Origin of the sequence: Variovorax sp. W1I1 (genome assembly GCF_030815625.1) — a bacterium.
Taxonomy (GTDB): Bacteria; Pseudomonadota; Gammaproteobacteria; order Burkholderiales; family Burkholderiaceae_C; genus Variovorax; species Variovorax paradoxus_C.
The window spans coordinates 210,117-233,224 of record NZ_JAUSWZ010000001.1 but is presented as its reverse complement, the minus strand read 5'-3'; the positions used below and the strand labels follow the sequence as shown (position 1 = coordinate 233,224).

The 23,108-nt window shown below is 66.5% G+C and carries 24 protein-coding genes and 1 pseudogene; 15 read left to right on the top strand and 10 right to left on the bottom strand.

Annotated elements, in window-relative coordinates; translation table 11 throughout:
* Positions 1-78 precede the first annotated feature (78 nt).
* The gene (locus QFZ83_RS01130) at positions 79-249 is read right to left on the bottom strand and encodes a rubredoxin (RefSeq protein ID WP_007838397.1); all 171 of its coding nucleotides are present in this window, start codon (positions 247-249) and stop codon (positions 79-81) included.
* 111 nt (positions 250-360) lie between these two features.
* Here QFZ83_RS01130 and QFZ83_RS01125 point away from each other — a divergent pair, with 111 nt between their 5' ends.
* The 3 genes from QFZ83_RS01125 to QFZ83_RS01115 all read left to right on the top strand — a co-directional run bounded on the left by QFZ83_RS01125 (position 361) and on the right by QFZ83_RS01115 (position 3,228).
* Positions 361-1,323 (top strand): bifunctional hydroxymethylpyrimidine kinase/phosphomethylpyrimidine kinase, encoded by a 963-nt coding sequence (locus QFZ83_RS01125; RefSeq protein WP_307501603.1) that lies wholly within the window; start codon positions 361-363, stop codon positions 1,321-1,323.
* Positions 1,324-1,449: 126 nt separating this feature from the next.
* Entirely contained in the window at positions 1,450-2,736 is a 1,287-nt protein-coding gene (gene hemL / locus QFZ83_RS01120; RefSeq protein WP_307501600.1) for a glutamate-1-semialdehyde 2,1-aminomutase, read from the top strand.
* A gap of 3 nt (positions 2,737-2,739) precedes the next feature.
* A complete protein-coding gene (locus tag QFZ83_RS01115; protein ID WP_307501597.1) occupies positions 2,740-3,228 on the top strand; it encodes a hypothetical protein in 489 nt (162 codons plus the stop codon).
* 24 nt (positions 3,229-3,252) lie between these two features.
* On the opposite strand, the gene purH is transcribed toward QFZ83_RS01115, so the two are convergent.
* From purH to dusB, 3 genes are read right to left on the bottom strand one after another with little or no spacing between them, the layout of a single operon-like run.
* Positions 3,253-4,860 carry a bifunctional phosphoribosylaminoimidazolecarboxamide formyltransferase/IMP cyclohydrolase gene (gene purH / locus QFZ83_RS01110; protein WP_307501595.1) on the bottom strand — a complete coding sequence of 536 codons (1,608 nt, stop codon included), beginning with the start codon at positions 4,858-4,860 and terminating at the stop codon, positions 3,253-3,255.
* Between the two features lie 15 nt (positions 4,861-4,875).
* A complete protein-coding gene (locus QFZ83_RS01105; RefSeq protein WP_007838304.1) occupies positions 4,876-5,112 on the bottom strand; it encodes a Fis family transcriptional regulator in 237 nt (78 codons plus the stop codon).
* Positions 5,113-5,131: 19 nt separating this feature from the next.
* On the bottom strand, positions 5,132-6,190 hold the full coding sequence (dusB, locus tag QFZ83_RS01100) for a tRNA dihydrouridine synthase DusB (RefSeq protein WP_307501592.1): 1,059 nt from the start codon (positions 6,188-6,190) through the stop codon (positions 5,132-5,134).
* 185 nt (positions 6,191-6,375) lie between these two features.
* Here dusB and QFZ83_RS01095 point away from each other — a divergent pair, with 185 nt between their 5' ends.
* Entirely contained in the window at positions 6,376-6,846 is a 471-nt protein-coding gene (locus QFZ83_RS01095; protein WP_306881540.1) for a YqaA family protein, read from the top strand.
* Between the two features lie 18 nt (positions 6,847-6,864).
* On the opposite strand, the gene QFZ83_RS01090 is transcribed toward QFZ83_RS01095, so the two are convergent.
* Positions 6,865-7,539 (bottom strand): glutathione S-transferase, encoded by a 675-nt coding sequence (locus tag QFZ83_RS01090; RefSeq protein WP_306881539.1) that lies wholly within the window; start codon positions 7,537-7,539, stop codon positions 6,865-6,867.
* A gap of 131 nt (positions 7,540-7,670) precedes the next feature.
* Here QFZ83_RS01090 and QFZ83_RS01085 point away from each other — a divergent pair, with 131 nt between their 5' ends.
* Entirely contained in the window at positions 7,671-8,660 is a 990-nt protein-coding gene (locus QFZ83_RS01085; protein ID WP_307501588.1) for a trypsin-like peptidase domain-containing protein, read from the top strand.
* A 7-nt stretch (positions 8,661-8,667) separates the two neighbouring features.
* Here QFZ83_RS01085 and QFZ83_RS01080 read toward each other — a convergent pair whose 3' ends face one another.
* Genes QFZ83_RS01080 through ychF form a run of 3 tightly spaced genes read right to left on the bottom strand, consistent with a single transcriptional unit; the run spans position 8,668 to position 10,482 of the window.
* The gene (locus QFZ83_RS01080) at positions 8,668-8,853 is read right to left on the bottom strand and encodes a hypothetical protein (RefSeq protein WP_013543597.1); all 186 of its coding nucleotides are present in this window, start codon (positions 8,851-8,853) and stop codon (positions 8,668-8,670) included.
* On the bottom strand, positions 8,850-9,371 hold the full coding sequence (locus QFZ83_RS01075) for a zeta toxin family protein (RefSeq protein ID WP_307501583.1): 522 nt from the start codon (positions 9,369-9,371) through the stop codon (positions 8,850-8,852). Before QFZ83_RS01075 ends, QFZ83_RS01080 begins: the two co-directional genes overlap by 4 nt.
* A 19-nt stretch (positions 9,372-9,390) precedes the next feature.
* Positions 9,391-10,482 carry a redox-regulated ATPase YchF gene (gene ychF / locus QFZ83_RS01070; protein WP_306881537.1) on the bottom strand — a complete coding sequence of 364 codons (1,092 nt, stop codon included), beginning with the start codon at positions 10,480-10,482 and terminating at the stop codon, positions 9,391-9,393.
* Positions 10,483-10,682: 200 nt separating this feature from the next.
* Between ychF and QFZ83_RS01065 the strand changes: the two genes are divergently transcribed.
* The 6 genes from QFZ83_RS01065 to rbsD all read left to right on the top strand — a co-directional run bounded on the left by QFZ83_RS01065 (position 10,683) and on the right by rbsD (position 16,815).
* Complete coding sequence (locus tag QFZ83_RS01065) at positions 10,683-11,636, top strand: sugar ABC transporter substrate-binding protein (RefSeq protein WP_307501580.1); 954 nt, start codon at positions 10,683-10,685, stop codon at positions 11,634-11,636.
* 125 nt (positions 11,637-11,761) lie between these two features.
* Positions 11,762-13,372: a sugar ABC transporter ATP-binding protein gene (locus tag QFZ83_RS01060; protein WP_306881536.1), complete on the top strand. Its 1,611-nt coding sequence runs from the start codon at positions 11,762-11,764 to the stop codon at positions 13,370-13,372.
* Positions 13,369-14,358: an ABC transporter permease gene (locus tag QFZ83_RS01055; protein ID WP_013543602.1), complete on the top strand. Its 990-nt coding sequence runs from the start codon at positions 13,369-13,371 to the stop codon at positions 14,356-14,358. Before QFZ83_RS01060 ends, QFZ83_RS01055 begins: the two co-directional genes overlap by 4 nt.
* Positions 14,359-14,387: 29 nt before the next feature.
* Positions 14,388-15,461 carry a LacI family DNA-binding transcriptional regulator gene (locus QFZ83_RS01050; RefSeq protein ID WP_013543603.1) on the top strand — a complete coding sequence of 358 codons (1,074 nt, stop codon included), beginning with the start codon at positions 14,388-14,390 and terminating at the stop codon, positions 15,459-15,461.
* The gene (gene rbsK, locus QFZ83_RS01045; RefSeq protein ID WP_307501577.1) at positions 15,458-16,420 is read left to right on the top strand and encodes a ribokinase; all 963 of its coding nucleotides are present in this window, start codon (positions 15,458-15,460) and stop codon (positions 16,418-16,420) included. The genes QFZ83_RS01050 and rbsK overlap by 4 nt, the downstream gene beginning before the upstream one ends.
* Complete coding sequence (gene rbsD / locus QFZ83_RS01040; RefSeq protein ID WP_307501574.1) at positions 16,417-16,815, top strand: D-ribose pyranase; 399 nt, start codon at positions 16,417-16,419, stop codon at positions 16,813-16,815. The genes rbsK and rbsD overlap by 4 nt, the downstream gene beginning before the upstream one ends.
* Before the next feature lies 1 nt (position 16,816).
* Here the strand turns inward: rbsD and QFZ83_RS01035 are convergent, their stop codons facing one another.
* Positions 16,817-17,698 carry an MOSC domain-containing protein gene (locus tag QFZ83_RS01035; RefSeq protein WP_307501571.1) on the bottom strand — a complete coding sequence of 294 codons (882 nt, stop codon included), beginning with the start codon at positions 17,696-17,698 and terminating at the stop codon, positions 16,817-16,819.
* Between the two features lie 193 nt (positions 17,699-17,891).
* Between QFZ83_RS01035 and QFZ83_RS01030 the strand changes: the two genes are divergently transcribed.
* The 3 genes and pseudogenes from QFZ83_RS01030 (at position 17,892) to QFZ83_RS01020 (ending at position 21,609) form a co-directional block, all read left to right on the top strand.
* Positions 17,892-19,019: an FAD-dependent monooxygenase gene (locus QFZ83_RS01030; protein WP_307501568.1), complete on the top strand. Its 1,128-nt coding sequence runs from the start codon at positions 17,892-17,894 to the stop codon at positions 19,017-19,019.
* A 34-nt stretch (positions 19,020-19,053) separates the two neighbouring features.
* Positions 19,054-19,777: pseudogene (locus QFZ83_RS01025) on the top strand (DsbC family protein).
* On the top strand, positions 19,777-21,609 hold the full coding sequence (locus QFZ83_RS01020; RefSeq protein ID WP_307501566.1) for a M61 family metallopeptidase: 1,833 nt from the start codon (positions 19,777-19,779) through the stop codon (positions 21,607-21,609). Before QFZ83_RS01025 ends, QFZ83_RS01020 begins: the two are co-directional and overlap by 1 nt.
* On the opposite strand, the gene QFZ83_RS01015 is transcribed toward QFZ83_RS01020, so the two are convergent.
* The gene (locus QFZ83_RS01015; RefSeq protein WP_307501564.1) at positions 21,606-22,193 is read right to left on the bottom strand and encodes a DUF2325 domain-containing protein; all 588 of its coding nucleotides are present in this window, start codon (positions 22,191-22,193) and stop codon (positions 21,606-21,608) included. The genes QFZ83_RS01020 and QFZ83_RS01015 overlap by 4 nt on opposite strands.
* A gap of 128 nt (positions 22,194-22,321) precedes the next feature.
* Here QFZ83_RS01015 and QFZ83_RS01010 point away from each other — a divergent pair, with 128 nt between their 5' ends.
* Entirely contained in the window at positions 22,322-23,101 is a 780-nt protein-coding gene (locus tag QFZ83_RS01010) for an enoyl-CoA hydratase (protein ID WP_307501560.1), read from the top strand.
* The last annotated feature ends 7 nt before the right edge of the window (positions 23,102-23,108 follow it).

Sequence of the window (23,108 nt, the reverse complement as noted above, 5' to 3'; positions counted from 1 at the left end):
GCAAACGCTCCTGCTCATGAGACTTGGATGCCCGCCGCGCCGTACATCGACGCAGATCGCGTAGCCCTATGCCAATCTTCAGATTTCAACCATTTCGAAGTCTTCCTTGCGTGCACCGCACTCAGGACAGGTCCAGTTCATCGGAACATCGGCCCAGGCCGTGCCTGCCGCGATCCCGTCTTCCGGTACACCAACCGCTTCGTCATAGATCCACCCACAAATCAGGCACATCCAAGTTTTCGTATTCATCGGAGCTTAAAGTCCTTGTTCATTAAATGCAACGAGTGTATCTATGCGTATCTCACTGGCGAGCGATAAACGTCGCGCCTATGCCACCATCCAGGGGATTCCGCCCGGCGTATGACCATCTACTTACTTCCAGCAGACAACGCCCGCAAACCGGGCGATCTTAACGACCCCTCGCAGGACGCCGAAGCGCTCGCCGAACGCGACCTGAATCCGCCCTGCGTGCTGGTCTTCAATGCCAGCGACCCGAGCGGTGCCGGCGGCCTGGGCGCCGACACCCTTGCCATGGCGTCGGTGGGCGCACACATTCTGCCCGTCGTCACAGGCGCCTACGCCCGGGACACGGCCGAGATATTCGACCATTTCGCGTTCGACGAGGAGGCCATCGCCGAGCAGGCACGGGCCATCCTGGAGGACGTGGAAGTCCAGCTGATCAAGGTCGGTTTCGTCGGCACGCCCGACGCCCTGAGCACCATCGCCGAGACCGCCTCCGACTACCCGGAAGTGCCCGTGGTGGCCTACATGCCCAACCTTTCCTGGTGGGACGAGAACCAGATCGAGGCCTATCTGGACGCGTTTCGCGAGCTCGTTTTGCCGCAGACGACAGTGTTGGTTGGAAACCACAGCACGCTCTGGCGCTGGCTGCTTCCGGACTGGAGCGGCGAGCGGGCGCCCGGTGCGCGCGACATCGCCAAGGCCGCCGGCGAGTTCGGCGTGCCCTACACGCTGGTCACCGGCATGGTGCTGCCCGACCAGTTCATCGACAACGTGCTGGCCTCGCCGCAATCGGTGCTCGTCAACGAGAAGTACGAGCGGCTCGAAGCGGTTTTCGCCGGCGCGGGCGACACGCTCTCGGCCGCGCTGGCCGCCCTGCTCGCGAGCGGCACCGACCTCGTGGCCGCGACGAGCGAAGCCCTCGCCTACATGGACCGGTGCCTTGACGCGGGTTTCCGCCCCGGCATGGGCCACGTGCTGCCTGACCGCCTGTTCTGGGCCGAGCCCGAGGACGACGAAGAAGACGACGACCCCGACGCGCCCCAAGACTTCGCCCTCCCCCCTCACGACACCCGACACTGAAATGTTGCTCGCCCCCAGGCTGCCCGCACTTCGTGTCGGTTCGCCAACCCCCTACCGGGGGCGGGCCGGCCGCTTCGGGCGGCCGTGCGCGGCGGCCCTCCCCTGAAAACTCTCCCCTTCGCTGCGATGCCTACCACTGACAAAAACGACATTCTTTTCGAGCGCGCCCGCGCCGTGATCCCCGGCGGCGTGAACTCGCCCGTACGCGCCTTCAAGGCCGTCGGCGGCACGCCGCGCTTCATCCAGCGCGCCGAAGGCGCCTATTTCTGGGACGCCAACGGCAAGCGCTACATCGACTACATCGGCTCCTGGGGTCCGATGATCCTGGGCCATGGCCACCCCGCCGTGGTCGAGGCGGTGCAGAAGGCCGTGCTCGAAGGCTTTTCGTACGGCGCGCCGACCGAGCGCGAGATCGAACTGGCCGAGGCCATCCTCGCGCTCGTGCCCTCCATGGAAATGGTGCGGCTCGTGAGCTCAGGCACCGAGGCCGCGATGAGCGCCCTGCGCCTGGCGCGCGGCGCCACCGGCCGCAAGAGCATCATCAAGTTCGAAGGCTGCTACCACGGCCATGCCGACGCGCTGCTCGTGAAGGCCGGCTCCGGCCTCGCCACCTTCGGCAACCCGACCTCGGCCGGCGTGCCGCCCGAGGTGGTGCAGCACACCATCGTGCTCGAGTACAACAACCTGCAGCAGCTCGAAGAGGCCTTCTCGCTGCATGGCAACGACATCGCCTGCCTGATGATCGAGGCCATTGCCGGCAATATGAACTTCGTGCGCGCCACGCCCGAATTCGCCAAGCGCTGCCGCGAGCTCTGCACGCAGTACGGCGCGCTGCTGATCTTCGACGAGGTGATGACTGGTTTTCGCGTCGGCCTGCACGGCGCGCAAGGCGTGCTCGGCATCAAGCCCGACCTCACGGTGCTCGGCAAAGTCATCGGCGGCGGCATGCCGCTTGCGGCCTTCGGCGGTCCGCGCGCCATCATGGAACAGCTTGCGCCGCAGGGTCCGGTCTACCAGGCCGGCACACTGTCGGGCAATCCGGTGGCCACGGCCTGCGGGCTCGCCACGCTGAAGGAAATTGCCAAGCCCGGCTTCTACGAGGCACTCGGCAAGAAGACGCGCTCGCTGGTCGATGGCCTGAAGGCTGCGGCAGCCGCCGAAGGCCGGCCCTTCAACGCCGACAGCGAAGGCGGCATGTTCGGCTTCTTCCTCATGAAGGACCTGCCGCAAAACTATGCAACCGTGATGACAACCGACAACGCGAAATTCAATGCGTTGTTTCATGGTTTGCTCGATCGCGGCGTGTATATTGCCCCCGCGCTCTACGAAGCAGGCTTCGTGAGCGCAGCGCACGGGGAGGACGACATCGCAGCCACCATAGAAGCGGCACGAGAGATTTTCAGAACGCCCTAGTCCATGAACGCCCTGCGCCTGCTGCCGGTAGTGAGTGTCTCTCTTGCTCTTCTTCTACCCGGCCTGGCGCTTGCGCAGTCCGCCTTCGAGCCGAAGAACATCTGGGTCAACCCGGGCTTCTATTCGGCGCATTTCGACAGCGGCAAGGGCCTGGAAAATTCCAATTTCGGCCTGGGCTTCGAATACCCGCTGAACGACACCTACCGCATCACGGCGGGTGCGTTCCACAACAGCGACCGCAGGCAGTCGCACTACATCGGGCTGTACGTGCTGCCCTTCGAGTTCTACGGCGTGAAGTTCGGCGCGGTGGTGGGCGGCTTCGACGGCTACCCCAACTACCGCGACGGCAACTGGTTCCCGGCGATCCTTCCGACAGCCGCCATCGAAGGCAAGAACTGGGGCCTGAACATCGCCTACGTGCCGACGATCAGGAACCGCCTGTACGGCGCGATCACCTTCCAGCTCAAATACCGGTTCGGCACCCACGAATAAGCGGGCACCGAACCGCACGTCCGTTCAATGACGGAAGTGGCGAACGCCTGACAGCACCATCACGACGCCGCGCTCATCGGCGGCATCGATCACTTCCTGGTCGCGCATCGAGCCGCCCGGCTGGATCACGCAGCTCGCGCCCGCATCCACCACCACATCGAGGCCGTCGCGGAACGGGAAGAAGGCGTCGCTCGCCACGGCCGTGTCCTTCAGCGACAGGCCCGCGTGCTCGGCCTTGATACTCGCGATGCGGGCCGAGTCGAGGCGGCTCATCTGGCCCGCGCCGACACCCATCGTCATGCCGTCGGCACAGAACACGATCGCGTTGCTCTTCACGTACTTCGCGACCTTCCAGGCGAACAGCAAGTCCTGCAGTTGCTGCGGCGTGGGCTGCTTCTTGCTGACCACCTTGAGGTCGCTCGCGGCGAGCTCGTGGTTGTCGGCGGTTTGCATGAGCAGGCCCGAGCCGACGCGCTTCACGTCCATCAGGTTGCGGCCGTTGTCCCAGTCGGTGGCGCCGCCCGGCGGCAGCGCGATCTCGAGCACGCGCACGTTGAGCTTGGCCTTGGTGGCCTGGAACACTTCGAGCGCCTCGGGCGTGTAGCCCGGCGCCATCAGCACTTCGACGAACTGCTTGTTGACGGCTTGCGCGGTGGCCAGGTCAACGGGCCGGTTGAAGGCGATGATGCCGCCGAAGGCCGAGGTCGGATCGGTCTTGAAGGCCTTGGCGTAGGCCTCGTTCGCATCCTTGCCCACGGCCACGCCGCAGGGGTTGGCGTGCTTGACGATCACGCAGGCCGGCACGTCGAAGCTCTTGACGCATTCCCACGCCGCGTCGGCATCGGCGATGTTGTTGTAGCTGAGCTCCTTGCCTTGCAATTGCTTGGCCGAGACGAGCGAGCCGGGCGCGGGAAAGAGGTCGCGGTAGAACGCGGCCTGCTGGTGCGGGTTCTCGCCGTAGCGCAGGTCCTGCACCTTCACGAAGCGGCCGTTGCTTTGCGCAGGGAAGAGCGAACGCGTCGGCGCGGGCTGGCCGATGCTGGCGTCGAAGTCGATGGCCGAGAGGTAGTCGCTGATCGCGCCGTCGTAGTCGGCAATGCGGTTGAACGCGGCCACCGAGAACGCGAACTTGGTCTTGTCGCTGAGCCTGCCACCGGCCTTGAGTTCGGCGAGCGCCACGGGGTACTGGGCCGCATCGGTGAGCACGCCCACGTCCTTCCAGTTCTTGGCCGCGCTGCGCACCATGGCCGGGCCGCCGATATCGATGTTCTCGATCGCGTCCTCCAGCGTGCAGCCGGGCTTGGCCACGGTCGACTCGAACGGATAGAGGTTGACGATCAGGAGGTCGATGGTGTCGATGCCGTGTTCCTTGATCGCCGCAACGTGCGCGGGCAGGTCGCGCCGCGCGAGCAGGCCGCCGTGGATCTTGGGGTGCAGCGTCTTCACGCGGCCGTCGAGCATTTCGGGAAAGCCCGTGTGGTCGGCGACCTCGGTCACCGGCAGGCCGGCATCGGCCAGCAGCTTGGCGGTGCCGCCGGTGGACAGCAGCTTGATGCCCAGCGCATGCAGCGCCTGGGCGAATTCGAGGATGCCGGTCTTGTCGGAAACGGAGATGAGTGCGGTCTGAGCCATGGGTATGCCGTGAAGTTATTTCAAAAGTTTGTGCTCGACCAATTTCTTGCGGAGCGTGTTTCGGTTGAGGCCCAACCATTGCGCGGCCTTCGACTGATTGCCTTCGGCGCGCGTCATCACGACGTCGAGCAGCGGCTTCTCGACCACGCGCACGAGCATCTCGTACATGCCGTCGGGTTCGGTGCCGCGCAGGTCGCGAAAGTAGCTGTCCAGACTGGTGCGCACGCAGTCTTCGATGTGTTTCTTGCTCATTGCTTCTTCTCTTCTTCTCTCAATCGACGGCGCAGGCCGCCTCCTCTTCACCGGACAGCTCTTCGGCCGCCTGGTGGGCGGGCATGCGGTCCATGCGGTCCGCAAGCCCGTCGAAATAGTCGCCGACCGCGCGCAGCTGCTCGGCGCAGTCCTCGATGGTGTTCATGCGGCCGCGGAACGCTTCGCCGTCGGGGAGCGTGCGCACGTACCAGCCGATGTGCTTGCGCGCGGTGCGCACGCCGCTGAAATCGCCGTAGAGCGCGTAGTGCTCCACCAGGTGATCGAGCAACAGGCGGCGCACCTCGGCGACCAGCGGCGGCGCCCGGTGCGTGCCGGTCTCCAGGAAGTGCGCGATCTCGCGAAAGATCCAGGGCCGGCCCTGTGCCGCGCGGCCGATCATCACCGCATCGGCACCGGTGGCCGCGAGCACGTCGCGCGCCTTCTCGGGCGAATTGATGTCGCCATTGGCCACCACCGGCACGCGCACCGCGGCCTTCACGGCCGCGATGGTGTCGTACTCGGCGTGGCCCTTGTAGCCTTGCTCGCGCGTGCGGCCGTGCACGGTGAGCATCTGCACGCCGGCCGATTCGAAATCGCGCGCGAGCTTCACCGCATTGCGGTTGTCTTCGCTCCAGCCGGTACGCATCTTGAGCGTGACCGGCACGTTGAACGGTTGCGCCGCATCGACCACGGCCTGCACGATTTCCAGCGCCAGCGGCTCGTCGCGCATCAGCGCCGAACCCGCCCACTTGTTGCAGACCTTCTTGGCCGGGCAACCCATGTTGATGTCGATGATCTGCGCGCCGCGCTCGATGTTGTAGACCGTGGCCTCGGCCATCATGGCCGCATCGGTGCCGGCAATCTGCACCGCGATGGGGCCCGGCTCGCCGTCGTGATTCGCGCGGCGCGATGTCTTGAGCGTGCCCCAGAGTTCCTTGCGCGAGGTGACCATCTCGCTGATCGCATAGCCCGCGCCGAGTTCGCGGCACAGCATGCGGAAGGGCCGGTCCGTCACGCCGGCCATGGGCGCGGCGAACAGGCGGTTTTCCAGCGTGTGGGTGCCGATCTGCAAGGTCATTGGGAAGGAGGCTGTGCGGTTCGGCTGCTGAAAAATGAGGCACGATTGTAGCCACCTGCGATTTCAGCGACTGAAACGATTTGCGCTCGCGGGACAGGCGTAAACACCAATGCTTCGCGGGGCTTTCTCCCACGTGGATGCGACGTAAGCGCTGCCTATACTCCGCCACCTTTTCGCCCCACCTCATGCAAGCTTGGCTCGACTCCCTCATGGCGCTTCTGGCGCTGCCGCAGTACGGCCTCTCGACGCTGTTCGTCGCCGCCTTCGTATCGGCCACGCTCTTGCCCGTGGGCTCCGAGCCTTTCCTCTTCGGCCTGCTGAAGCTCAACCCGGACATGTTCTGGCCGGCGATCGCGGTGGCGACCATCGGCAACACGCTGGGCGGCGCGGTCGACTGGTGGATGGGCTACGGGGCGCACAAGGTCGCTGACAAATATTCGCACTCGAAACACCATGTGCGCGTGCTCGGCTGGCTAGAGAAGCTGGGGCCGAAGGCGTGCCTCTTGAGCTGGCTGCCGCTGGTGGGCGATCCGCTGTGCGCGGTCGCGGGCTGGCTCAAGCTGCCGTTCTGGCCATGCCTCGGCTACATGGCCATCGGGAAGTTCCTGCGCTACGTCACGATGACGGTCGCGCTGCTGTACGTCTTCCCGTCCTGACGAAACCTCGGCAACCTCTCAGCTCAACAGGCCGTAGGGACCGCCGCGCTCCAGCGCACGCTTGTAGGCCGGACGCGCGTGGATGCGCTCCAGGTACGCCATCAGCTTCGGCCGCTTCGCATCGAGTCCGCCGCGCGCCTTTGCGGCTTCGATCACGAAGCTCATCTGGATGTCGGCGCCGCTGAACTCGTTGCCGGCGAACCATTCGCTCTTGCCGAGTTCGGACTCCATGTAGCTCAGATGGCTCGCGATGTTCGGGTTGATGAAAGCGCCTTTGGTCTTGGCCGCGATGGCCTTGGCGATGGGCTTTGCGAAGAAGGGCATCTTCGTCGTCTCGATGCGGTCGAAGATCAGCTTGAGCAGAAGCGGCGACATCGCCGTGCCTTCGGCGAAATGCATCCAGTAGCGGTAGCGCAAAGCCTCCGGCGTGCCGGCCGCGGGCGCGAGGCGGCCGTGGCCGTAGCGCTCGATCACCGTCTCGATGATCGCGCCCGACTCCGCGAGCGTGAGGCCGTCGTCGGTCGTCACCACAGGCGACTTGCCAAGCGGGTGAATGGCTTTGAGCGAAGCGGGCGCCAACATGGTTTGCGCATCGCGCTGGTAGTGAACGATCTCGTACGGCAGTTCGAGCTCTTCGAGCAGCCAGAGCACGCGCTGCGAGCGCGAATTGTTGAGGTGGTGAACGGTGAGCATGGCGCGGGCCTTGTGGAGGAATCGGGGCGCGCGCAGTCTAACCAACAGCAGCGACCACGGGGCTTTGACACCCACCGACACAGCGCGCCCGCCTACGGTGAACCGGAGGGCCGCTTCCTAGACTCATACAGATGAAAAACTCCCTGCAGTCCTGGTCTTGGAAGCCCCTCGCAGCCGGCCTCTGGCTCGGCGCCCTGGCTTCGCACACGTGGGCGCTGCAACCCGAGGAGATCTTTCGCAAGGCGTCGCCCGCGGTCTGGACCGTCAAGGGTGACCAGGGCAACAACAAGACCAGCGTCGGCAGCGCGGTGGCGGTCACGCCCGCGGCGCTGGCCACGGCCTGCCATGTGGTGAACGGCGCCATGTCGGCCACCGTGACGCAGGGCCAGACCACCATCAAGATCAAGAGCATCCTGCGCGACCCCGATCCGTCTCGCGACCTTTGCGTGCTGATGACGGAAACGCCGCTGCAATTGCCCGCCGTGCAGATCGCACCGGTCGAAGGCCTGCGCGTCGGCCAGCGCGTGTTCGCCATCGGCAGCCCGCACGGACTCGAACTCACATTGAGCGAAGGTCTGATCTCCGCCTTGCGGCCCCGCTCGCAAGGCCAGTTGCCGATCATCCAGACCTCCGCGCCGGTGTCTTCGGGCTCGAGCGGCGGCGGGTTGTTCGATGAAGAAGGCCGGCTCGTCGGCGTCACCGACAGCGTGGCGCCCGGCGGCGCGAACCTTGGCTTTGCCTATCCGGCGCAGTGGGTGATGGAACTGCCGCAGCGCGTGATCGCGGAGATGACGAAGTGGCGCGAGCTGCTGAAGAACGTCGGCGTGACGCTCGGCCCCGACGGAGAACCCACGCCTTCAGGCCACGCCGACCTGGCCGATGAAGCCGGCCTGCCGGTCGTCGGCGCCGACCCCGCGCAGATCCGCGTCGCGTACCGCCAGTTCCTGCTGCAGGCACGGCCGCGAGCATTTCTGATCACGAGCGACAACAAGTTCGGCACGGCCACCAATTCGGCTGCGCTGACCGAGCATCTCAGGGGGTGCTCGGAACGCAAGGTGGTGTGTGCCGCTTATGCGGTGGACAACACGGTGGTGTGGGGCAAGCAGCAGCCCGCGAAGTAAGCGAGGCTTACTTCACCCCTGCCTTGCGGAGTTCCTCTGCCGTGATGCGAACCAGCTTCTGGTCGCGCTGCACGACGATGGCGGTGTTCGTGCGCACAGCCGTCTCGCGTGCCGCACGGGCCGCGCGCTGTATCGCAATCAGTGATGCAGGCAGGTCTTTGTCTTTCGCTTGACTGAGTTGGTCGCGGGTCATGACGCCTCTTTCCATTCAATGAGAGCCGGCGCATCGCCAGCGCTGTCATACAGAGCCCAGACATCGACCGCATTGCGATAACGTCCATCGAAATTCTGCCGCCCTGCCCGGAAACGGCGGCGAATCACGTCCTCAGGAATGTGATGGCCGCCTTGCCTGACGCGCTCGGCCACGCGGGCAATAGCCAATTCTGCAGTCGGTAGCGCCAGAAAGAAAAGGCTGACGTGATAACCCGACGCACGCCATGCGCGGATGTGGCGAAGATAACCAAGCCCCGACAGCGTTGTCTCGAATGCGAAGCTCTCTTTGCGGCCTACGCAACCGGCAATCTCCTCCAGCATCAGGCGCCCCGCCTTGATTGCTTCGGCTTCCGGCGCAAAAGGGGAAAGGCCGGCCGCGATCAGATCGGCATTGATGAATCGCGGGCATTGCGCCTCTTCCGGCAGAAAAGCGCGTGCGAAGGTGGTTTTGCCCGCGCCGTTCGGCCCCGCAATGATGACGATCTTGGGATGGCTCATCAAAACGGGGCGTGCGGGCTCAAGAACTGAACAGGAAGTTCATCACGTCGCCGTCCTTCACAACGTATTCCTTGCCTTCCGACCGCATCTTCCCCGCGTCCTTCGCGCCCTGCTCGCCCTTGAAGGCGATGTAGTCGTCGAACGCGATGGTCTGGGCGCGGATGTAGCCCTTCTCGAAATCGCCGTGAATCACCCCGGCCGCCTGCGGACCGGTGTCGCCGATGTGGATGGTCCAGGCGCGCACTTCCTTCACGCCGGCGGTGAAATACGTCTGCAGGCCCAAGAGCTTGAAGGCCGCGCGGATCAGGCGGTTCAGGCCCGGCTCGTCCTGGCCGATTTCGGCGAGGAACATCTTCTTGTCCTCGTCGTCCATCTCGGCCAGGTCGGCTTCGATCTTGGCGCAGATGGCGACCACGGGCGCGCCTTGCTTCGCGGCGTATTCGCGCAGGCGGTCCAGGTAGGGGTTGTTCTCGAAGCCGTCTTCGGCCACGTTGCCCACGAACATCGCGGGCTTGGCGGTGATGAGCGTGAAGCTCTTGACCAGTGGCTGCTCTTCCTTGGTGAACTCGAGCGCGCGCACCGGCGTGTTCTCGTTCAGCGCGGCTTGGCAGCGTTCGAGCAAAGCGACGAGCTTTTGAGCGTCCTTGTCGCCCGAGCGCGCCACCTTGGTGTGGCGATGCAGCGCCTTCTCGACCGTGGCGAGGTCGGCCAGGCAGAGCTCGGTCTGGATCACTTCGATGTCGGAGATCGGGTCGACCTTGCCGGCCACGTGGATCACGTTCTCGTCGTCGAAGCAGCGCACCACGTTGACGGTAGCGTCGGTCTCGCGGATGTGCGCCAGGAACTTGTTGCCCAGGCCCTCGCCGGTGCTGGCGCCGGCCACCAGGCCGGCGATGTCGACGAACTCGACGATGGCGGGCACCACTCGCTCGGGATTGACGATCGCGCTCAACTGGGCGAGCCGCGGATCGGGCACTTCCACCACGCCCACATTGGGCTCGATGGTGCAGAACGGATAGTTTTCCGCTGCGATGCCGGCCTTGGTCAACGCATTGAAAAGGGTGGATTTACCGACGTTGGGCAGGCCGACGATGCCGCATTGCAAACTCATGGGAGGTCCTCTTGGGTAACCCGCGATTTTAGGCGACCATGGTTTCATGCCCGCCCGACAGGTCTTCGGCCCCTTCTTCGATCACCTCGAAGTCAGGGTTAAACCCGATTAGCAAACGTTTGCGCAAACGTTTTCGTTGGTTAATATCGACACCCCCCGGCAAAGACCGGCGTACTGCTCAACCACCCAGGAGACACACCATGAAGTTCACCCGCCGCACCCTGCAAAGCGCCGCCGCGCTCACGCTGCTGGGCGCCATCGCCGCCACGCCCGCCTTCGCACAGGACAAGCCCAAGGTGGCGCTGGTCATGAAGTCGCTGGCCAACGAGTTCTTCCGCACCATGGAAGACGGCGCCAAGGCCCACAACAAGGCCAACGCCGCGAAGTACACGCTGGTGGCCAACGGCATCAAGGACGAGACCGACACCTCTGCCCAGATCAAGATGGTCGAGCAGATGGTGGCGCAGAAGATCAATGCGCTGGTCATCGCGCCAGCCGATTCGAAGGCGCTGGTGCCCGTCATCAAGGCGGCCATCGACAAGGGCATCCTGGTCGTCAACATCGACAACCAGCTCGACGCCGCCGCGCTGAAGGAAAAGGGCATCCAGGTGCCCTTCGTCGGCCCCGACAACCGCGCGGGCGCCAAGCTGGTGGGCGATGCGCTCGCCAAGGAGCTGAAGGCGGGCGACAAGGTCGGCATCATCGAAGGCGTCTCGACCACCTTCAATGCGCAGCAGCGCACCCTCGGCTACCAGGACGCCATGAAGGCCGCCAACGTGACGGTGGTGGGCGTGCAGTCGGGCCAGTGGGAAATCGACAAGGGCAACACCGTGGCCGCCGGCATGATGCGCGAGCACCCTGATCTCAAGGCGCTGCTCGCCGGCAACGACAGCATGGCGCTCGGCGCAGTGGCTGCCGTCAAGGCCGCGGGCAAGACCGGCAAGGTGCTGGTCGTGGGCTACGACAACATCGGCGCCATCAAGCCGATGCTGGCCGACGGCCGCGTGCTCGCCACCGCCGACCAGTTCGCCGCCAAGCAGGCTGTGTTCGGCATCGAGACCGCATTGAAGGCCATCGCCGACAAGAAGAAGCAGTCGGAGATGCCCGCCGAAGTGAAGACCGACGTGGTGCTGGTCACCAAGTCGTCGAAGTAAATGTTGCTTGCCCCCTGGCTTTGCGCGCTTCGTGTCGCTTCGCCAACCCCGACCGGGGGCAACACCTGAGGCCCGGCGAAAAGCCGGTTCCTCGGTGTTTCTGGAATGAATGAGGTTGCCCATCGATGGCTGATAACGATCGCAGCGCCCCGGTGCTCTCGCTGAGTGCGCTCGGCAAGGACTACGCGGCGCCGGTGCTGGACGACGTCTCGATCGTCCTGAACGCAGGCGAAGTGCTCGCCCTCACGGGTGAGAACGGCGCCGGCAAGAGCACGCTCTCCAAGATCGTCTGCGGCCTGGTGCAGCCCACGCGCGGCCAGATGCTGCTGGACGGCAAGCCGTTCCAGCCTGGTTCGCGCCGCGATGCCGAGCGCCTGGGCGTTCGCATGGTGATGCAGGAGCTGGGGCTGGTCACCACGCTGTCGGTGGCCGAGAACCTGCTGCTCGACCGCCTGCCGAACAAGACCGGCTGGATCCGCAAGGCGAAGCTCTACGAGCTGGCCGCGCGCCAGCTCGCCAAGATCGGCATGGAGAACATCGACCCGGCCACGCCTGTCGCGCGGCTGGGCATCGGCCAGCAGCAGATGGTGGAAATCGCGCGCAACCTGCAGGACGACACGCGCGTGCTGGTGCTCGACGAGCCCACCGCGATGCTCACGCCGCGCGAGACCTCGCACCTCTTCGAGCAGATCGAACTGCTGAAGGCGCGCGGCGTGGCGATCGTCTACGTGTCGCACCGCCTGGAGGAACTTCAGCGCATCGCCGACCGGGTGGCGGTGCTGCGCGACGGCAAGCTGGTGGACGTGCGCGCCATGGCCGGCGTGCGCGAATCCGAGTTGGTGCAGCGCATGGTCGGCCGCGCGGTGCACGAGCACGAAGGGCGCGACCGCCGCGTCGCCGGGCCGGTGCTTCTGAGCGCGCGCGGCCTCGGCCGGGCGCAGATGGTGCGCGATGTCGACCTCGACCTGCACGCCGGTGAAATCATGGGCCTCGCCGGCCTGGTCGGCTCGGGCCGGACCGAACTGGTGCGCCTCCTGTTCGGCGCCGATCGCGCGGACCGCGGCGAAATTTCACTCTACGACGCGAAGACCGGTGCAGAGCCGGTGCAGCACGTGCGCAAGGGCTGGCGCTCGCCGATGCAGGCGATCCGTGCCGGCATCGGCCTCGTGACCGAAGACCGCAAATCGCAGGGCCTCTTGCTCACGCAATCGATCCGCGTCAACGCGACGCTGAGCGACCTGGGCGCGATCTCGCACGCCGGCTGGCTGCAGCGCGCCAAGGAACGCAGCATCGCGCGGCAACTGGTGGACTTGCTGCGCATCCGCTCGCGCAGCATCGAACAGCCGGTGGCCACGCTCAGCGGCGGCAACCAGCAGAAGGTGGTGTTCGCGCGCTGGCTGCATCGCGAATGCAAAGTGCTGCTGCTGGACGAACCCACGCGCGGCGTCGACGTCGGTGCGCGCGCCGACCTGTACGCCGAACTCGATCGCATGACCGACGCCGGCAAGGCGCTCCTGATGGTGTCGAGCGACCTGCGCGAACTGATGGCCATGTGCGACCGCATCGGCGTGATGAGCGCCGGCAAATTGGTCGCGGTGTTCGAGCGCGGTGAATGGAGCGAACAATCGCTGCTCGCCGCCGCCTTCAGCGACGCGACCGGACGCCCCTCCGCCTCCGCCCCCTCTTTCTCTTCCGATTCGAACCTGGCCCAACCGGCCACTGCCGAGACACCATGAACGCAGCCGCAGCCTCGACTTCCAATCCGCGCACCTCCGCACTGAAGGGCCAACTGGGCACCTACCTCGGCCTCACGGTCGTGCTGGTGGGCATGGTCGCGCTCTTCGGCTCGATGAGCGAATACTTCCTCACGCGCGACACCTTCATCTCGATTGCCAACGAAATCCCCGCGCTCGCGGTGATGGCGGTGGGCATGACCTTCGTGCTGATCATCGCGGGCATCGATCTGTCGGTCGGCTCGGTGCTCGCGCTCAGCGCGGCCGTGACGGCCGCGGCCATCCTCGAATGGAAGCTTTCGGTTCCTCTCGCGGCCGCACTCGGCCTCGCCACCGGCCTGATCTGCGGCACGGTGACAGGTGCGGTGTCGGTCGCATGGCGGCTGCCGAGCTTCATCGTTTCGCTGGGCATGCTCGAAGCGGTGCGCGGCGGCGCTTACCTCGTGACCGACTCACGCACGCAGTACGTGGGCGATGCGATCTCTGGCCTCGCCGCGCCGTGGATCGGCGGCATTTCGGCCGCCTTCGTGCTCGCGGTGGTGCTGGTCGTCGTCGGGCAGATGGTGCTCACGCGCACGGTCTTCGGCCGGCATGTGGTGGGCATCGGCACGAACGAAGAGGCGATGCGCCTGGCGGGTGTCGATCCGCGGCCGATCCGCATCATCGTGTTCGCCGTCACCGGTCTTCTTGCAGGCCTCGCAGGCCTGATGCAGTCGGCGCGCCTCGAAGCGGCCGACCCGAATGCGGGCGTCGGCATCGAGCTGCAGGTGATCGCGGCCGTGGTCATCGGCGGCACCAGCCTCATGGGCGGGCGCGGTTCGGTGGTCAACACCTTCTTCGGCGTGCTGATCATCGCGGTGCTCGAAGCCGGCCTGGCGCAGGTGGGCGCGAGCGAGCCGAGCAAGCGGATCATCACCGGGGCGGTGATCGTGGTTGCGGTGATCATCGACACCTTGCGCCAGCGCCGAGCGGACCGCCGCCTGGCCTGACTTTCCATCAGGAACGAGGAACACAAACCATGGCCACCATCAAAGATGTCGCGTTGCGCGCCGGAGTCTCCGTCACCACCGTCTCGCACGTGGTCAACGACACGCGCCATGTGAGCGCCAAGGGCCGCGAGCGCGTCGAACTGGCGATTCGCGAACTGGGCTATGTGCCGAACGCGATGGCGCGCAGCTTGAAGAGCAACACCACCTCGACGCTCGGGATGCTGATTCCGAACAGCTCCAACCCCTACTTCGCAGAGATCGTGCGCATCGTGGAAGACCGGTGCTTCGGCGCCGGCTACACGCTGGTGCTGTGCAACACCGACGACGAGCCCCGCCGCCAGAGCGTGTACCTGCAGGTGCTGGCCGAGCGCCGCATCGACGGACTGATCGTGGTCTCGACGGGCGATGACGATTCGCTCGTGACCCAGCTACAGGGCCTGCGCATCCCCACGGTGCTGGTCGACCGCGAGATCGCCGACCCGAGCTGCGACCTGGTGGAAACCGCGCACATGCAGGGCGGCCTGCTCGCGGTGCGGCACCTGCTGTCGCTCGGCCACAAGCGCATCGCCTGCCTCGGCGGCCCCGAAGGCCTCACGCCCAGCGAGCAGCGCATCGAAGGCTGGCGCATGGCGCTGGCCGAGGCCGGAACCACACCGAACGCCGATGCGCTGCTGTGGCGCGGCGCCTTCACCAGCCAGAGCGGCTACGAGGCGATGCACGCCATCCTTCGCACCGAGCATCCGCCGTCGGCCGTGTTCGTCTGCAACGACCTGATGGCCATCGGGGCCCTGCGTGCCGCGCATGAGAGCGGCGTGCATGTGCCCGACGAGCTCTCGATCGTCGGCTTCGACGACATCGAACTCTCGGCCTACACCAGCCCGCCGCTCACCACCGTCGCGCAACCCAAGGAGCGCATCGGCGCACTGGCGGTCGACATGCTGCTGGAGCGCGTGAGCGGCAAGCGGCGCGATGCGCGCAAGGTGGTGCTGCAACCCGAGCTGCGCGTGCGCGCCTCGACCGCGCGCCATGCGAGCTTCAAGGAGCCGGCCGCGCCGGCCACCGAATCGCCTTCAACGGAAAACCGAAAGTCCCGCACCCCGTGAGTCCGAAGCCTTCTTCCCGCAGTCCCGAGGCACCGCAAATCGTGGTGCTCGGCAGCCTCAACATGGACCTGGTGCTGCGCGTCCCCCACGCACCGGCCGCGGGTGAAACCCTGACCGGCCATTCGATCGCCAACATCCCCGGCGGCAAGGGCGCCAACCAGGCCGTGAGCTGCGCGCGCGAAGGCGCTCAGGTGCGCATGATCGGCTGCGTGGGCGACGATGCCCACGGCCGAGCGCTGCGCGAATCGCTGGAGCGCGACGGCATCGACACCGCTGCGCTGCGCACGGTCGAGGGCGAGCCCACGGGCACGGCGCTGATCCTGGTGGAAGACAGCGGCCAGAACCGCATCGTGATCATTCCCGGCGCCAACGCGCGGGTCGAAATCGATGAAGCGGCGATGCGTGGGCAACTGCAGGGCGCGGCCTTTCTGGTGACGCAGTTCGAGACGCCGATGGACCAGATCGCGCGCGCCATTTCGGTGGCGCACGAGGCGGGCTGCAAGGTGCTGCTCAACCCGTCGCCGGTGCAGGCGATTGCCGAACCGCTCTGGTCGCGCATCGACACGCTGGTAGTCAACGAGATCGAGGCCGAAACGCTGTGCGGCCAGTCGGCCGACAGCCCGCAGGAGGCCGCGCTCGCGGGCCGTGCGCTGCGTGCCAAGGGCATCGCGCGCGTGGTCGTCACGCTCGGTTCGCGCGGCGCGGTGGCCGTCGATGCCGACGGGGCGCGTCACCATCCCGCGCCGAAGGTGCAGGCGGTCGACACCACCGCCGCGGGCGACACTTTTCTGGGCGCACTGGCCGTGGCACTGGGTGAAGGCCAATCCTTCGACGAAGCCGTGCGCCTGGGCATCCGCGCCGCGGCGCTGTGCATCCAGCAGCCCGGCGCCCAACCCTCCATTCCGCAGCGCGACGCCGTGCTGCAAAGCCCCCTGCCTCCCGACTGGATCACGCTGTGAAACGCTCTCCCCTGCTGCATGCCGAACTCTCGCAAGTGATTGCCGCGTTGGGGCACGGCGACATGGTCGTCATCGGCGATGCGGGCCTGCCGATTCCCGACGGGCCGAAACGCATCGACCTCGCACTCACGCCCGGCATTCCGCGCATCACGGACGTGCTCAAGGCCGTGCTGTCGGAGATGCAGGTGGAGCGTGCGCTGTTGGCGCGTGAGGCGGTGGAGCAACTGCCCGGCGGCACGCTGCCCGCCTGGTGCGAAAGCCAGCTGGCCGTGGTGCCGGAGACGGTCTCGCACGAGGAGCTCAAGCGCCTGAGCGCGCGCGCCAAGGCGGTGATCCGCACCGGCGAATGCACGCCCTACGCCAACATCGTCCTGTGCGCGGGCGTGACGTTCTAAATCACTCGAACCGGTAGTTCGCGCCCACGGTCTGCCCGACCTTGAGCATGTGTTCCACGCCCTGCACCACGATGCAGTTCATGCCGAAGGTGATGCCGCCATCGACGCGCGCATCCGCGCGGTAGGTGCGCAGCACATCGCCGACCTCAGGGCTGCTCACAGCAGTGGCCGGGTCGATGTCCGGGATCGGGCAGCGCGTGCAGGGCTTGACCGGCCTGAGTTCGGCTTCGCCTTCACCAGTGGTGACGTGCAGCGCGTCGACGCGATCTTCGTCGTGCGACTCGATACCGGCCAGCACGATGTTGGGCCGGAAACGTTCGATGCCGACCGCCTCGTGCCCCGCCGCCGCAAGCCGCTCATTGAGTTCTGCCAGCGAACCCTCGCTCGCCACCAGCAGCGGATAGCCGTCGGCGAACTGGTTCAGCGCCTCGACGCCGTCGGTCCATTTCAGGCTCGACAGGCGCTTGTGTTCGGGATCGAAGCGCACCAGCCGCAGGGTCTGCGGCTTGCCGGGCTCGGAGAGGAAATCGCTGAACCACTGGGCGGCGATGTCGCCCATGTCGTAGGCGGCGACTTCGTCTTTCCACACCCGCACGCGCACCGGCTTCTCGACGCGGTCGAAGGCCAGGTGCAGGGCCAGCATGCCGGGGGCGCGCAGCACCACCTCCATGTGCTTCATCTGCGGCTTGATGAGCGCCATGCGCGGAATCTGGCGCTGGGTGACGAACTCGCCGTTGGCATCGACCACCATCCAGGCCCGGTCGAACTCGAGACCGGTTTCGGTCAGCAGCATTTCATTGAGTTCGACACCGGCACACGACTTGACGGGGTAGACGAACAGGCGCGCGATGGTGGCTTCGAGGTCGAAAACGGGCTGCGACACGGTGGGGGTTCCTTGGATCTTGGAAAGCGACCGCGATTGTCCCGCATCGGCGCCGAAACCCCGTGGCCAGCCCATCGGGCGGATACCGCGGAACCGGCTTTGCCGGGCCGCCGGTATCGCCCCCGTGAGGGGGTTGGCGAAGCGGCACGCAGTGCGCGAAGCCTGCGGGCGGTCATGTTCTTACAATCGTCCGATGGCCCTCCCCCCAGAAGTTTGCATTCGCGGCGCCGGCATCGTCGGCCGTACGCTGGCCCTGCTGCTCGCACGCGAGCGCGTGCGCGTGGCGCTGGTGGTGCCGCCCGCCGCAGAAGGCAAGCAGGACATCCGCGCCTACGCGCTCAACACGGCCTCCCGCACCCTCCTCGAATCGCTGCGCGCCTGGCCCAATGCGGCCCATGCCACGCCGGTGCGCGAGATGCTGGTGCACGGCGACGAAGGCGGCCGCGTGCAGTTCAGCGCGGCGCGCCAGAAGGTCGATGCACTGGCATGGATCGTCGATGTGCCGGCGCTCGAACAGCAACTGGCCGACGCAGTGCGATTCCAGCCCCAGATCGAAGTCGTGACCGAGGCCGTGCCCGCACCGCTCACCGTGGTGTGCGAAGGCAAGGCCAGCGCCACGCGCGAGGCGCTCGGCGTGAGCTACGAGGTCACGCGCTATCCGCAGCATGCGGTGGCCGCCCGCCTCGAAGCCGAGCAGTCGCACGACGGCATCGCGCGCCAGTGGTTCAACGACAAGGGCGAAGTGCTCGCGCTGCTGCCGTTGGGCGGCACGCACGGCAAGACGGTCGCGCTGGTGTGGTCCGTCGACCAGCTCCGGGCCCCCGCCCTGCTCGCGCAGCGCGACGAAGAATTCAACGCCGCAGTGACCGAGGCCAGCCATGGCGCGCTCGGTGCGCTCAAGCTCGCGAGCGAGCGAGCGGCCTGGCCGCTCGCTCGCGCCATCGCCGACCGCTGGACCGGCGCGGTGTCCGGGCAGTCGGGCCGATCGTGGGCACTCGCGGGCGATGCCGCCCACACGGTGCACCCGCTCGCGGGCCAGGGCCTGAACCTGGGCCTGGCCGATGCGGCCGCGCTGGCCGAGGTGATCAAGACCCGCGACTACTGGCGCAGCGTGGGCGATGCGCGGCTCCTGCGCCGCTACGAACGCGCCCGCCGGGCCGACGTGCTGCAGATGAGCCTTGCCACCGACGGCCTGCAGCAACTTTTCTCGCACAACCTGGGCCCGCTGCCTGCGTTGCGCAATTGGGGCATGCGCGGCTTCGACCGCACCCGCCTCGTCAAGCACTGGATCACCGCGCAAGCCATGGGCTTGAAGGCATGACGCCCAACATTCGAACCGAACGGACTTCTTTCCCATGACCCTCGCACGAACCCTCCTTCTCGTCGCCTGCACGCTGGGCGCGGCCATGGCCGCCACCGCCGGCGAAGCCGAGATCCGCAAGAACCTGCCGGCCAGCATTCCGCAGTTCCCGCCGATCGACGAAGTCTCGAAGTCGCCGGTCAACGGCCTCTACGAAGTGCGGGTGGAACGGCTCGCAGATCTTCTACACCGACGAGCAGGGCAGCTACCTGATCCAGGGCAACCTGATCGACGTGAAGACGCGCCGCAACCTCACCGAGGAGCGTGTCGAGAAGTTGAGCGAAGTCGCGTTCGACAAGCTGCCGCTGAAGGACTCGATCAAGATCGTGCGCGGCAACGGCAAGCGCAAGCTGGCGGTGTTCGAAGACCCGAACTGCGGCTACTGCAAGCGCTTCGAAAAAGACATGAAGACGATCGACAACGTCACCGTCTACCTGTTCCTCTACCCGGTGCTCGGCGCGGATTCGACGATCAAGTCGCGCGACATCTGGTGCAGCAAGGACAAGGGCAAGGCCTGGGGCGACTGGATGGAAGGCGGCACCAAGCCCACCACCGCGGCGAGCAGCTGCGACGTGACCGCGCTGCAGCGCAACGTCGAGTTCGGCCGCAAGTACAACATCACCGGCACGCCCACGCTGATCTTCAGCAACGGCACACGCACGCCGGGCGCCATTCCCGCAGAGCAGGTCGAGAAGCAACTCGCCGCTTCCGCCAGCTGATGGCGACGAAAGCCGTTTCCCGGCGCGCAACTGCCGCGCCCGCTGCAGGCGTGCGCTATCGCGTCGAGTGCGCGGACCTGCATGCGCACCTCTTCGCCGTCACCCTGACCATCGACGCACCCGCCGCGCTGCAGCGGGTGACGCTGCCGGTGTGGATTCCAGGCAGTTATCTGGTGCGCGAATTCGCCAAGAACCTGCAGGGCCTGCGCGCCACGCAGGGGCGCCGCAAGCCCACGCTGACGCAGATCGACAAGTGCAGCTGGCTGGTCGACTGCGCACCGGGCCAGCCGCTGGTGCTGCACTACCAGGTCTGCGCGTACGACAACTCGGTGCGCACCGCCTGGCTCGACGCCGAACGCGGCTTCTTCAACGGCACGAGCCTGTGCCTGCGCGTCGAGGGGCAGACCGATGCGCCGCACGCGCTCGACATCGTCGCGCCATCATTGGCGGCCGACGGCGCCGCGTGGTCGTGCGCCACCGCGCTCGTGCCCACGAAGGTCGACAAGCAAGGCTTCGGCAGCTACCAGGCCAGCGGCTACGACGAGCTGGCCGACAGCCCGGTCGAAATGGGCGCCTTCTGGAGCGCCGAATTCGATGCCTGCGGCGTGCCGCACCGCTTCGTGATCGCAGGTGCCGCCGCCTCGTTCGACGGCGAACGGCTGATCGCCGACACCAAGGCCATCTGCGAAGCCGAGATGCGCTTCTGGCACGGCGACAAGGCCGGCAAGCGCGGCGGACCGAAGCTGCCGATCGACCGCTACGTCTTCATGCTCAACGCCGTCGACGACGGCTACGGCGGGCTCGAGCACCGGCATTCCACGGCGCTCATCTGCAACCGCCGCGACCTGCCGCAGCGCGGCGAAAAGAAGAAGCAGGCCGAGGGCTACACCACGCTGATGGGGCTCATCAGCCACGAGTACTTCCACACCTGGAACGTCAAGCGGATGCGGCCGGCGGAGTTTGCGCACTACGACTACAGCCGCGAGAACTACACGCAGCTCCTGTGGTTCTTCGAGGGCTTCACCAGCTACTACGACGATCTGCTGCTGCGCCGCGCGGGACGCATCGACGACGGGGCGTACCTGCGCCTCCTCAACAAGACCATCAACCAGGTGCAGCAGACGCCGGGGCGGCTGGTGCAGCCTGTCGCCGATGCGAGCTTCGACGCCTGGGTCAAGTACTACCGCCAGGACGAGCAGACGCCCAACAGCACGGTGAGCTACTACACCAAGGGCGCCCTGGTGGCGCTGTGCTTCGATCTCACGCTGCGCCACGAAGGCAAGGGTTCACTCGACGACGTGATGCGCCACCTGTGGACGCACAGCGGCGGAGGGCCGATCAGCGAAGCGGACATCGCGGCCGCACTCGAAGCCGTGAGCGGCCGCTCGTATGCGCAGGAGCTTGCGCGCTGGGTGCATTCGACCGAGGAGCTGCCGCTCTCGCAGCTCCTGCGCACGCACGGCGTGGCGACGCTCGAAGATCCGTCGCAGCAGGCGCAGGTGCTCGGCCTGCGCGTGGCCGAAGCCAACGGCAGCGTGCAGGTCAAGGTGGTGCTGCGCGGCGGTGCGGCCGAAAAGGCCGGCTTCTCGGCCAATGACGAGTGGATCGGTATCGAGCTGCCCGCTGTTGGCAAGAAGAAATCTGCGCAGGCCTGGCGCATCGCCAAGCTGGACGATCTCGCGCTGTATCTGGGCGACACGACGAAGTTCACCGCCATCGTTGCGCGCGATCGCAAGCTGCTCCGGCTGCCGCTCACGCTGCCGACAGGCGTGACCACCTGGCGCCTCTTCACGCACGACGCCGCGAAAGTGACGGGCTGGTTGGCCGGTTAACCGGCGATTTCCGTCGCCGCCGGGTTCCGCACAAACAGCATCGGCTGCGGCTCGCCCACCAGCACGCAGGGCTTGCCGGTACGCCGGCAATGGTCCTGCACGCGCCAGTAGGCGCCGTGGCTCATGCAACCCGTTTGGCAGATCACGAGGTCGGCGGCGCGCAGGCCGGCTTCGAGTGCCGGATCGTCGGCATCGTCGCCGCCGTCGTGGTGCAGGTAGCGGCCACCGGCGATTTCGACCAGTTGGCGTGCGAGCGACGGCGCTTCTTCCTCGCGGCCGACGCACAGCACGGCCTTTTCGCGCAAGTCAGCCGGCGCTTCGGGCGCAGGCGGCATCTCGTGGCGCCGGCTGGCCGGCGACAGCAGGGCATTCAGGCGCTTGGGCAGCGCGCCGCCGACGGCCGCGCGCGCCGCGAGCTCTTCGCGCACCATCGCAATGGCCGAATCGCGCGCCACCAGCGCGCCGCGCAGGCGCACGATCTGCGCCTCGAGCCGTTCGACCAGCGCGGCCTGTTCGGCCAGCAGGCGCGAGCAGCGCTCCTGCACCCGGGCATACGCCCGCAGCAACACGGCATGTTCTTGCATCGGGAACTCCATGCGGCCATTCTAGATGAGAGCAATTCTCAATTGGAAGGGCATGGGTGTCAGCAGGCCGGAGGCCTTGCTCGGTATAGTGGCCCGGAAGAATTTTTCCCACCTCTCCCGGAGACACCATGAGCTACGAAAACATCGAAGTGCGGACCGAAGCAGGCAAGGTCGGCATCATCACTCTCAACCGCCCCAAGGCACTGAACGCGCTCAACGACGCGCTCATGACCGAACTGGGCCAAGCGCTCAAGGCCTTCGATGCGGACGAGGCCATCGGCTGCATCATCCTCACCGGCAGCGAGCGCGCCTTCGCGGCCGGCGCCGACATCGCGGCGATGGCCAAGTACAGCTTCATCGACACCTACAAGGGCGACTACATCACCCGCAACTGGGAAACCATCCGCTCGATCCGCAAGCCCGTGATCGGCGCGGTGGCAGGCTTCGCGCTGGGCGGCGGCTGCGAGCTCGCGATGATGTGCGACTTCATCATTGCGGCCGACACCGCCAAGTTCGGCCAGCCCGAAATCAAGATCGGCGTGATCCCCGGCGCCGGCGGCACGCAGCGCCTGCCGCGCGCAGTCGGCAAGAGCAAGGCGATGGACATGGTGCTCACCGCCCGCATGATGGACGCCGCCGAAGCCGAGCGTGCCGGCCTCGTGAGCCGCGTGGTGCCTTACGAGAAGCTGGCCGACGAGGCGCTGGGTGCGGCGCTCATCATCTGCGGCTTCTCGCAGATCTCGGTGATGGCGGCGAAGGAATCGGTCAATCGCGCCTTCGAAAGCGGCCTGAGCGACGGCGTGATGTTCGAGCGCCGGCTGTTCCACGCGCTGTTCGCCACGGTCGACCAGAAGGAAGGCATGGACGCCTTCCTGAACAAGCGCGCGCCTGATTTCAAGAACGCCTGAAGACGAT